Origin of the sequence: Chitinophaga sp., from assembly GCF_035564935.1 — a bacterium.
Classification (GTDB): domain Bacteria; phylum Bacteroidota; class Bacteroidia; order Chitinophagales; family Chitinophagaceae; genus Chitinophaga.
This window is the reverse complement of record NZ_DATMTE010000439.1, coordinates 1-9,519: the sequence shown is the minus strand read 5'-3', so window position 1 is coordinate 9,519 and position 9,519 is coordinate 1. Positions and strand designations below refer to the sequence as shown.

9 protein-coding genes are annotated in these 9,519 nt (G+C 46.9%); 3 read left to right on the top strand and 6 right to left on the bottom strand.

Annotated features, from left to right (window positions below; all coding sequences use genetic code 11):
- Together VN105_RS11440 and VN105_RS11435 are read left to right on the top strand one after the other, a co-directional pair.
- Positions 1-413 (top strand): DNA methyltransferase (locus tag VN105_RS11440; protein WP_325640935.1); only part of this gene is annotated, 413 nt, incomplete at its 5' end.
- A gap of 90 nt (positions 414-503) precedes the next feature.
- Positions 504-1,358 (top strand): hypothetical protein, encoded by an 855-nt coding sequence (locus VN105_RS11435; RefSeq protein ID WP_325640933.1) that lies wholly within the window; start codon positions 504-506, stop codon positions 1,356-1,358.
- Here VN105_RS11435 and VN105_RS11430 read toward each other — a convergent pair.
- From VN105_RS11430 to VN105_RS11415, 4 genes are all read right to left on the bottom strand, one after another.
- Positions 1,353-1,988 (bottom strand): DUF5710 domain-containing protein, encoded by a 636-nt coding sequence (locus VN105_RS11430; RefSeq protein WP_325640931.1) that lies wholly within the window; start codon positions 1,986-1,988, stop codon positions 1,353-1,355. The two genes, VN105_RS11435 and VN105_RS11430, sit on opposite strands and share 6 nt — an antisense overlap.
- A 132-nt stretch (positions 1,989-2,120) precedes the next feature.
- Positions 2,121-2,585, bottom strand: coding sequence for a VOC family protein (locus VN105_RS11425; RefSeq protein ID WP_325640929.1), 465 nt, complete (start codon positions 2,583-2,585; stop codon positions 2,121-2,123).
- A gap of 101 nt (positions 2,586-2,686) precedes the next feature.
- The gene (locus VN105_RS11420) at positions 2,687-3,784 is read right to left on the bottom strand and encodes a hypothetical protein (protein ID WP_325640927.1); all 1,098 of its coding nucleotides are present in this window, start codon (positions 3,782-3,784) and stop codon (positions 2,687-2,689) included.
- Between the two features lie 340 nt (positions 3,785-4,124).
- A complete protein-coding gene (locus VN105_RS11415; protein WP_325640925.1) occupies positions 4,125-4,649 on the bottom strand; it encodes a hypothetical protein in 525 nt (174 codons plus the stop codon).
- Between the two features lie 73 nt (positions 4,650-4,722).
- On the opposite strand from VN105_RS11415, the gene VN105_RS11410 reads away from it, so the two are divergent.
- A complete protein-coding gene (locus tag VN105_RS11410; protein WP_325640921.1) occupies positions 4,723-6,420 on the top strand; it encodes a TPM domain-containing protein in 1,698 nt (565 codons plus the stop codon).
- Positions 6,421-6,490: 70 nt separating this feature from the next.
- Here VN105_RS11410 and VN105_RS11405 read toward each other — a convergent pair whose 3' ends face one another.
- Complete coding sequence (locus VN105_RS11405) at positions 6,491-7,312, bottom strand: DUF6515 family protein (protein ID WP_325640919.1); 822 nt, start codon at positions 7,310-7,312, stop codon at positions 6,491-6,493.
- A 123-nt stretch (positions 7,313-7,435) separates the two neighbouring features.
- Positions 7,436-8,389: an ADP-ribosylglycohydrolase family protein gene (locus tag VN105_RS11400; protein WP_325640917.1), complete on the bottom strand. Its 954-nt coding sequence runs from the start codon at positions 8,387-8,389 to the stop codon at positions 7,436-7,438.
- Positions 8,390-9,519 lie beyond the last annotated feature (1,130 nt).

Below are 9,519 nucleotides of genomic sequence, written 5' to 3'. Positions count from 1 at the left end.
ATGCTGCAGACATCCTGATTGAAGCAAAAACAGGCGCCAGAAGAAAGCTGATCGACTACCGGAAAAGCACACCCGCAGCTTATAATACGCAGAAGGTGCCTGGTAATGTATGGGACTTCCCGCGGGTACGCTACCGCATGGATGAATATGAAAACCATCCTACGCAGAAACCGGTAGCGCTGTTGGAACGTATTATTAAAGCCAGCTCTAACCCCGGCGACAGGATACTGGATCCTTTTTCAGGTACCTTTACCACCTGCGCAGTGGCCAAAGCACTGGGAAGGAACTGTACCGGTATTGAAGTGCAGGAAGAATATATAAAGATCGGGCTGAGAAGATTGCAGCTCGCAGAAGAATACAAGGGAGAGAAATTACGGCGTGAAATACGCTCCTTTGAAAGCGGTATTATCTGAACCCCGCTTTGATAACAGGTGAACAAATATTCGCTTACCGGTATTTTCAGCTTAACATTTGTACAGGAACTTTATTTTAAACCAGGATATATGGAATTAGCCGATCAGAAAATAGTTGCTGCTATTGAAGCCATCTGGCAGGAAGCGGAGGTGTTGTTCGCGAACAATGATCCAGCGCGGTATGCACTGAAGCTGGAAGAGGCATGGGAAATATTGCCGGCTCCCAAAGAAGGGTTTGGAGAAAGCTATGATATTGCCCTTGCTATTGCGGAAACCTATCTTATTTTAAAAGATAGTGCAGCATTGTTGCGCTGGGCAAACATATTACAGCAATGTGATCCTGCACGTCCGGACGATGGTGAACGTGAATTTATCCTGGGGAAGGCGCTGTTTGAAAATGGGGATATGAAAGGTGCGGAAACGTATTTTACAACCGCTATGCATAAGTCTGCCGGGCGGATATTTGAAGGCGTTGATGAAAAATACCTGCATGTATTTCCCGGCCTGGCTGCCGTAGTAGAGGAGGAGCTGCCCGCGGATATTTACGAACAGGTAGAGGCTTTATCTGAGGCAGGCAACGATCTGGCTGATGCGGATGACTTTGACGGCGCTATTGCCCGGTTCTCAGAAGCGCTGGCACTTCTGCCTCCACCGGCGCAGCATTGGGAAGCCAGCACCTGGTTATATGCCAGCATAGGGGATATGTATTATTTTAAAGACGATTACCAGGCGGCTGCCAATAACTTTTTTGACGCGTTAAATGGTCCGGATGCACAGGCCAACGGCTTTGTGAATTTACGCCTGGGAGAAAGCCTGTTTGAGCTGAACCAGCAGGAGCGATCGCTGGAATATCTGCTAAGGGCCTATATGCTGGAAGGTGAGGAGATTTTTTCAGAAGAAGATCCCCGGTATTTTGATTTCCTGAAAACGAGGATACAACTATAGTTCTGTTCTTTCCGCAAACTCATTAATAAGCCGCGCATGATCGCCCAGAGAGTATACTGCATCTATCAGGGGGGCGTATTTCAGGGTATAATTGCGGATCATCAGCCGTGAGGCTTCCGTTCTTTCGGTGGGGTTAAATACGCTGCCTGCTTCATCGAACAGGAACCAGTCGCCCTGGATGCTATTGCAGGATTCACAGTGGTTAGACCAGCAGTGATCCCCCAGCGTATTTGACCAGGCCTGCTTATAACGGGGATAGTTATCATTCAGCAGTGTTTGAAGATTTTCAGAAATGGCAGATACCTGCTGGAATATAGTAAAGAAATCCTGGGCCAGCCATACCAGTTCATCCCGCTCATTCATATCTTTCTCGTAAAAATAATTTCCGGCAATTGCTATCACCCTGTTGTGATGCTGGCATTTCCAGCAGGGCCGGCCTGCGTGTACAATACTTATTTCAGTGGGCAGGATGATAGCAGGATGCTTTTCGGGTATCCAACGGGCTATATCTATCAGCCGGTCGTACCGGTCTTCCGGCAAATACCAGGTATTTGCTACCTGGTCCCATTGGGCGCCCATAGATGCAGCATGCTCTTTTTCCGTATTGGGAACATTCAGTAGTAATGACATAAAAAGCAGGGTATGACTAAAGACTCTCTTTAATGAATTTAAGAAAAAAAGGGGGATTTCAGAAGCCTGTTCATGATTACTTAACGGATATGTGCAAACGTTGGTGGCGGAGCTGCAGTAATTATAGTATGATCAATATTTATCATCATTGATCTCCAGCCAGTATCCATCCGGGTCGCGCAGATAGATCTGCTGTACGCCGTCTACTCTTTTGGTGATGGTGCCGGCTTTGCCTGGCCAGTCTTCAAAGGCAATATTATGTTTTTTAAGTTCATTCACGAATGCCTGCATATCGGGCACACTGAAGCAAAGATGGGTATTCTTATCGTGAGTGGTGGCCCTGGCTGCGCCGGAAATTACGTGTACATGGCTGTGCGGGCCTACTTTAAACCAACTGTGTCTGCCATCCTTGAAGGGTTCTTCCATTTGTTCAAGCCCGATAATATCCCTGTAAAATTCAGTGCTTATTTTCAGGTCCACTACATACAGCGCCATGTGGTTCAGCGATGGGTATTTTTTCGTTTGTCCGTTCATGTGAATAGAAATACTGGTAAGCGCCAGTAAAAGGAAGCTGCCGGATAATATAAATTTTTTCATACAAACAAGATAGTCAGTGCAAATGAAAAGTGCAAGCGGAAAACTGGCCTGCCGGTGAGCCCGGTCGTAAGTCAGTTTCCGCCTGCACTTTCAGCAATATCTTAATTCGCGGCTTTAAATGCTACGGATTCGATGATTACATCCAGCTTTTTCAGGGCCGGCATATCAGAGCGGAGTATCTTGTCGCCGGTGGCCTGGTCGTATTGTTTGGGATCACCGGTGTTATTGGCTTTCAGCACTATGATCACGCTTTTGCCTTCCAGCGCGCCGCCGTTCCAGCTGGTTACCATACCACCGTTAGTCCATTCGAAAGCATTCAGTTTAAAAGGCCGGCCGTTTACCTTGATGAGTTTATCCAGGGGATCACCGGCTTTAATGCCATAAGGTGATTTCCATTTGGAGGGATAATGGGAGAAAGTCAGGATATTACCATTTTCGCCGTCAAACTGCACTTCAAGTTCGTTATCCGTATCCGGGTAGATCAGGTAGGCTTCGCCGTCTTTTTCGCCGGAGAGGTTAATGGCATCATGCTGGGTAACATTGTTGGCGCCGTACATTTCCACCAGTTGTTCGGGCGTGCGTACCTGGAACAGCGGGCGCACTTCCCAGTTTCGTGTATCCGCAGCCGGAGCAGCCGGGGTAGCGGCGTCAGTGCTGCCTGTTCCCGTAGTGGCGGCACTTTCATTACCGCTGGTGGTACCGGCAGGTGCGTTGGCTGCTGCCTGGTTGGCGGCAGCAACTTCTGCAATAGTAGCAGGTGGCTTTTTACCGGTTACCGGTCCTGTGTAGGTGGCCAGGAAATCCTTTTTATCTTCCAGGAGGGCTTTTACATCGCCCTTGTATTTGTTGGCGGTGTAGGTGGCAAGGGGGAATACGCTGTTGGTTTCAAGCCCCATACTGCGCAGGTTGGCAATAAACCGCTGCCGGTTGCAGTCACTGTATTGGTAAAGATATTTCAGTGCAGCATCCAGGGCTACCGGGTCTTTTTTCAGGTCAAAAACAGTAGAGTCGATATCCAGGCCGGCATTACCGCTGCGGGTGAGCTGTTCGGCAATATACCCCGTAATGGAGTCGTGCGGCAGCTGGTAATGAGCGGCTACCCGTGCGGAGAAATCGTCTGCAACATTCTGACTGAGTTTCGTTTGGGCGGTAAGTACTACCGGAACGAGGAGGGCAACCAATATGAAAAACCTTTTCATGTGAGCTGTATTGAGAATCTTTAAAACTAACAACGTTAACTGGTTTGAGATCACTAATTTATGTAATCTTTGCCACAGCAGTTACCATTACCGCAATAATAGCGGGAAATAGTAAAACGTACGGATACTGAAATATAGTATTTTTAGCGGCAGCGGATCCCAAAGATCTACCTGGTTTATGGCCGGGTGGCGCCGTGTGCAGGAAAGGACCGCTCAAAGTATTTTCTGGCTGGCATCTTAACTGGTGGACTGGATTGAGGGCGGCTTCGGCGCATTGAGCGGATGCTTGAGCATACAGATCATGGCCCGGGCAGCCGGGTTCGTTCATATCCATCCTGTGCTATGGCCGGGCTACCAGGCTGTCGCGGCCTTTGATAAATGCCCCGTACTGCTTTTTTATTTCCGCATAGAGGTCATAATCAGACGCCGATTTTATAAACGAATAGTCCGGCTGGTAGTACCGCATAAAAAGTTGGAGGCTGTCGCCGTCAAGCCGGGTTACTTTATTTACCAGCGACGGAGTATATACACTGTTTATATACATTTCCTGTTCTTTGTCAAGCAACATATGCCGGAAGGCGATCTTTTTTTTATTCTTCTTAAACTGGGTTGCCTGGTATAGCTTATGAATATCCACTGCGGTGATCTTGTAAACTTCATACCATTTAGGACGGCGGAAGGTGATCTCTTTGCTGTACTCTTCCCGGAAAGCGGCAGAATCTTTAAAAAAATTATAGCGGACAATATTTACCGTTTTCAATTGTACAGGCGGTTTCACAGCAGTATCGGCAGGTTTTGTTTGGGCAAAACTGCGGGTAGCTGCAAGGCAGGATAGTATTAACCCTATACTTATAACAGGTTTCATCAGCAGTTAAAATACTTTTTTCTGTTGAAAGGAAAAATTAAATAAACATATCTTCGGCACAGAAAATATCCTGATGAAGTATCAATCGTTTTTATTCAGATGTTTGTTGCTGGTGCTGTTAACCGGTTTCCTGGCCTCATGTGATCAAAGTAAAAAAACAAAGTTCAGCGTGGAAGATGTACCGGATCCAAAAAAATCCGGTGGCGGCTATGTAAGCAATCCCGATCATCTTATTTCTGATGCGGCGGTAACTGAGCTGAATGAAAAGCTATCGGTGCTGGATAACGCCGGCAAAGCGCAGGTAGCGGTGGTAATACTGCATAGTATTGGTGATAATGAATCGAGGGATTTTGCCCATAAGCTGTTTAATTACTGGAAGATCGGAAATAAGGAGAAGAACAACGGGCTGTTGGTGTTGATGGTGGAAGATGCCCGCCGGCTGGAGTTTGAAACCGGGTACGGACTGGAAGCCGATATGCCCGATATCATTTGTTTCCGCATTCAGCAGGAATATATGATCCCGCGTATTAAGGAGCATAACTATGATGCCGCGTTTACAGATGGTATCAAGTCTGTGGCCTCCCTGTTCAATAATGGCAACTATGCGTACGACAAGCTGCCCGATATTGCACCGCCCGATGCCTCTATGATGGCGGCCAACAGCCCGGAAGTGCCGGGGGGCGGAGCATACGCGGTGGCTGATACACCCCTGGCGGCCAGCGATATACCGGATGTAGCCGGAGTTGACATGGCTACGGCAACGGCGCCGGCAGACGCAATAGATGTAGCGCCGCAGTCGTTCGCTCAAACAGATATTCCCACCAATTCTGCTTCCAACAACTATACAGGGGATTTTTCCATCCCCTCCGTGATATTCTGGTTATTTGCTTCGGCGGCCATGATGCATGTTTTTTTTGGGAAAAAGGTCAAACGAAAAGAGAGTGACATGGATGCGGAACCATTGAAAATGTCGGCCATTCCCAATGAGTTCCTGCGTCCCCGCTGGACAGGGCTGATTATTATTCACGCTGTTGCATTTTATATCATTTATTACATAACTACCAAACGGCATACGGATGTAGGATTCCTGAAAGTATTCCTGATCTATTACCTGGTATGGCTGGCATTTATGCACGTAGCTGTGCTGCTGATTGCCGTCCGTTCGGCGATGATGCTGAGGAATGACGACCGGCATCTGAAGTGGCTCCGGCTGGAGGTGTTACGCCGTGATCTGCGGATTGCAGGTTATGTGTTCCCTGTACCGTATTTATGGTTCTACCTGAAATGGCTGCAATACCGGCTCAATCATTTGCGGAATGATGTATACGACTGCCCGCAATGCTCGCATCCCATGCATAAGCTGGACGAAACAGCAGATAATACCTACCTGGATAAAGGGCAGGTGATGGAGGAAAAGCTGGAATCTGTAGATTATGACGTGTGGCGCTGCGATACCTGTAATACCCAAACGGTATTGAATTACACCAATATGAGATCGGGGCTTACGGATTGTCCTTCCTGTAAGCATAAGACTTATAAATGCAAAAAAACGGTGACTAAACAGCGCGCCACTACGTCATCGCAGGGATGGGGAATCAGGGAGTATGTATGCGCCTTCTGTGCTTATGCACACGATTACCAGTTTATTATTCCGAAAATATCCAAATCTTCATCTTCCTCGTCCGGTAGTTCTTTTTCTTCTTCTTCGTCGTCTTCTTCCAGCTGGGGTGGCGGATCTTCGGGGGGAGGCGGCGCCAGCAGCAGTTGGTAACAGCTGTTCCGGAAATAAAAAAGAGCCGGTGTGAAACCGGCTCCGTGTTAAGCTGAATAACTATATTGTTTTAATTATCGGCATTCATCTTACCAACCACTTTATATCCTGCGATAGAATTATCGCTGTTCAGAACAGACTGGTAGTACATGCCGTCTGGTGATAAAAAGTACTGCTGACCGTTGATATTCACGGTACGGCAGTTATCCGGCAACTGTGAAATCATGTCTGTGTTACCGGCTCCGTTGTCGGGGTTGTTGTTATTTCCCTGGTCATCGGTGATGGTTACCGTTTTGTCGCCTATTTTACCATTTTTGCCCACAACTATATAACGTCTGCCGTTATCTGTCATAGACTCCTGGTAATAGGTGCCATTCAGTTCATAGTAGGTGTTTCCATCTACCTGTATTTCCTGTGCACCTTCCGGCAGGTCAGGTACAGCAGCGCCAAGTGGAGCTTCCACTACTTTATAGCCTTTGGAATCGCCGGTAGACTGGTAATACGTTCCCCCGTAATAGTACATGGGGCCAAAGGAGGCGCCAAGACTAAAATAACCGAAAGGCAGAGAGGAAACATATAATCCTAACGGAGGAAAGAATGGGTTGTAGTACGGGCGGTACCAGGGACGTCTGTAATAAACATGTCCGGGGCGGTAGTAACCGTGATAATAACCCCTGTTAACCGGGGCCACTACGCGGGGAGAATATAAACGGGGCGAGGTATACACCCTGCCGCTGCCACCGGAATGGAATCCTCCGCCTCTGCTGAAGTGGGCGCCGCCCCCACGGCTTCCGCCCTGGCCTGAACTAACACGCTGCGCGTTGGCATTATTTACTGTAAATGTGCCCAGCAGGCCAACCAGCACAAACAGTATATAGAATCTGTTTTTCATTTCTTTAACATTTGGTAATCGTCTCTTCAGTATCTCTTTTCTGTCACTAATTAGACGGTAAAGAGAGGCTGAAGTTTAACTAATACCTTATAATGCAAAAATGCGGCCGGTTTACCGGAACGGTTATTGGGTGCTGGCGGTGTTGATGGCTGCCATAAACCGGTTGGCAAGATTTCCTATTTCTGCCGATTTTACGACCTGGCTGACCCATTGGGCCGGGAGCTTGTCAAAACCATAATGGAGACCCGCTGCGGCGCCGGCCACAGCACCGGTAGTGTCAGTATCTCCGCCTAGGTTCACGGCGCTGAGCACACAATCCTGGTAGTTGGATGTATTGAGCAGGCACCAGAGTGCACTTTCCAGGGTATAAACCACGTAGCCGGAGCTGATAATCTGCTGTTCCTGTATTTCGGCTATATTTTGCTGTAAAACACGTTCATAAAGCTTTATTTCTGCGGGGTTGAATGGTTGGGTGCCGAGGTAGGCATTTACGCTCCGTTGCATCTGTAAATAGGCTTCCCCGGGATTTTTTGCAGACAGCAGTGCACGCAGGAACTCAACATAAATAAAACAACCCAGTACCGACCGGAAATGTTGGTGCGTAATGCCGGATACTTCCCTGGTAACCTGGTAGCGGGCATGAATATCATTTTCATTGAGAAGAAAAAGAGCGAGAGGCATTACCCGCATCAGGGACCCGTTGCCGTTTTCAAACTCCTCGAAGCCGCCGCTTACCAGCGGAGAAGTGCCTGTGGCGCACCGTTGCAATGCGCGGCGGGTGGTATGCCCAATATCAAATACTTCGTTATGTGCGCCCCAGTAGCCTTCCGATAACCAGCGAACAAATGTATTCGCCATGTTTTGGAGATTATAACCTGCAATGAGACTTTCAGCTGTGCAGAAAGTAAGGGAAGAATCATCTGAAAATGTTCCCGGTGGCTGGTTCCAGCACCCGTATCCGGTGAGCGTGGTAATGGGATTTTCCGAGAGATAACTGCGTGTTTTAAATTCTACCGGTACGCCCAGCGCATCACCAATAGCGATACCGTAAAAAGCGCCTGTAATTTGTTGCTGCATAAGATAGAATAACTAACGTTAAAGGATGTATGTAAATATGCTAATGAATATACGGTTGATTCATTATTCTGACAACCGGAATATGATATTTATACAAAATATTTTTTTAATTGCCATTGTTCATTTTATTCAGCATTTTTTTGTGCCGTTCAGAATTGTTCATTCTCATAATGAGAGCAGAACCTGTTCTCGGGGAATGATAGCAACCTATCTTTGCATTATCACGATGAATATATCGTTGAATGCAATTACCGAAAATCTGTTTTTTTTGTCCTGAGCATTATTATAACCTTATTGGCACAGTTAACCCGGATGCAAAATACAGGTTATTCAACCATTACTGGTGCCGCTAAATAGCTGGCTATTCCATGTATTATTTATTGATAACGAAAATTAACCCAAATGCAATCTTTTTTGTTCAACAGGCATTTTCAAACGTGTACATTTCTGGGGCATTATCATTACCAGTTATTTTCTTTTATGTTGAATTAACAGAACAACTGTTGCTTCCGGCATGCCAGGTCCTGATCAGCCGACAAAACAGACTGGCATAGGAATCAATGTGTGGGCCGGCATTAACAAGCCGGCAACTGGTCAGACCTGGTATTACCGGTTTACCTGTAGGGGAACGGCATGCACACTTGCAGCTACGGTATTCATTGTTTGTTCCCGGCTACAGTTAACCAATCAAATACTTTCACATGGGGTGATAGTACTACAAGAGAACGGACAGCTTTTCCAGGCAGTCCGGTAAATTCAAATTCAGACAGAACATTTAGTTGAAGTTCTTGCGACGCTTGCTTAACGGGACCGCTTATTCAGGTAGTCCCCTGATTTTTGATCCTGTAAACTTTTTATATGAAACATTATTGGAGTGCAACATACGATGGAAGCTTTAAGCGCCGGACCGTTTTTCTAAACGGTCCCCATTACCGGAATCACCAATATGGAGGTGCATACCCTCATATTGTTTATATATAGCCATATGTTAAACCTACCGGTGCAGAGAGATTATTTATGCTGCGATTGATTCGGAATACCCGGGGGACTGTTTTTCCAGACGGTCCCCGATTTTTAAAAACAGGCTGAAAAGCCTTCCTGATAATAGTTTTTCATAGGTTCAATTTGAT

Excerpts from the sequence above, each read along its gene's own strand:
- VN105_RS11435 (WP_325640933.1), top strand. The coding sequence starts at position 504 with ATGGAATTAGCCGATCAGAAAATAGTTGCTGCTATTGAAGCCATCTGG.
- VN105_RS11430 (WP_325640931.1), bottom strand. The coding sequence starts at position 1,988 with ATGTCATTACTACTGAATGTTCCCAATACGGAAAAAGAGCATGCTGCA.
- VN105_RS11425 (WP_325640929.1), bottom strand. The coding sequence starts at position 2,585 with ATGAAAAAATTTATATTATCCGGCAGCTTCCTTTTACTGGCGCTTACC.
- VN105_RS11420 (WP_325640927.1), bottom strand. The coding sequence starts at position 3,784 with ATGAAAAGGTTTTTCATATTGGTTGCCCTCCTCGTTCCGGTAGTACTT.
- VN105_RS11415 (WP_325640925.1), bottom strand. The coding sequence starts at position 4,649 with ATGAAACCTGTTATAAGTATAGGGTTAATACTATCCTGCCTTGCAGCT.
- VN105_RS11410 (WP_325640921.1), top strand. The coding sequence starts at position 4,723 with ATGAAGTATCAATCGTTTTTATTCAGATGTTTGTTGCTGGTGCTGTTA.
- VN105_RS11405 (WP_325640919.1), bottom strand. The coding sequence starts at position 7,312 with ATGAAAAACAGATTCTATATACTGTTTGTGCTGGTTGGCCTGCTGGGC.
- VN105_RS11400 (WP_325640917.1), bottom strand. The coding sequence starts at position 8,389 with ATGCAGCAACAAATTACAGGCGCTTTTTACGGTATCGCTATTGGTGAT.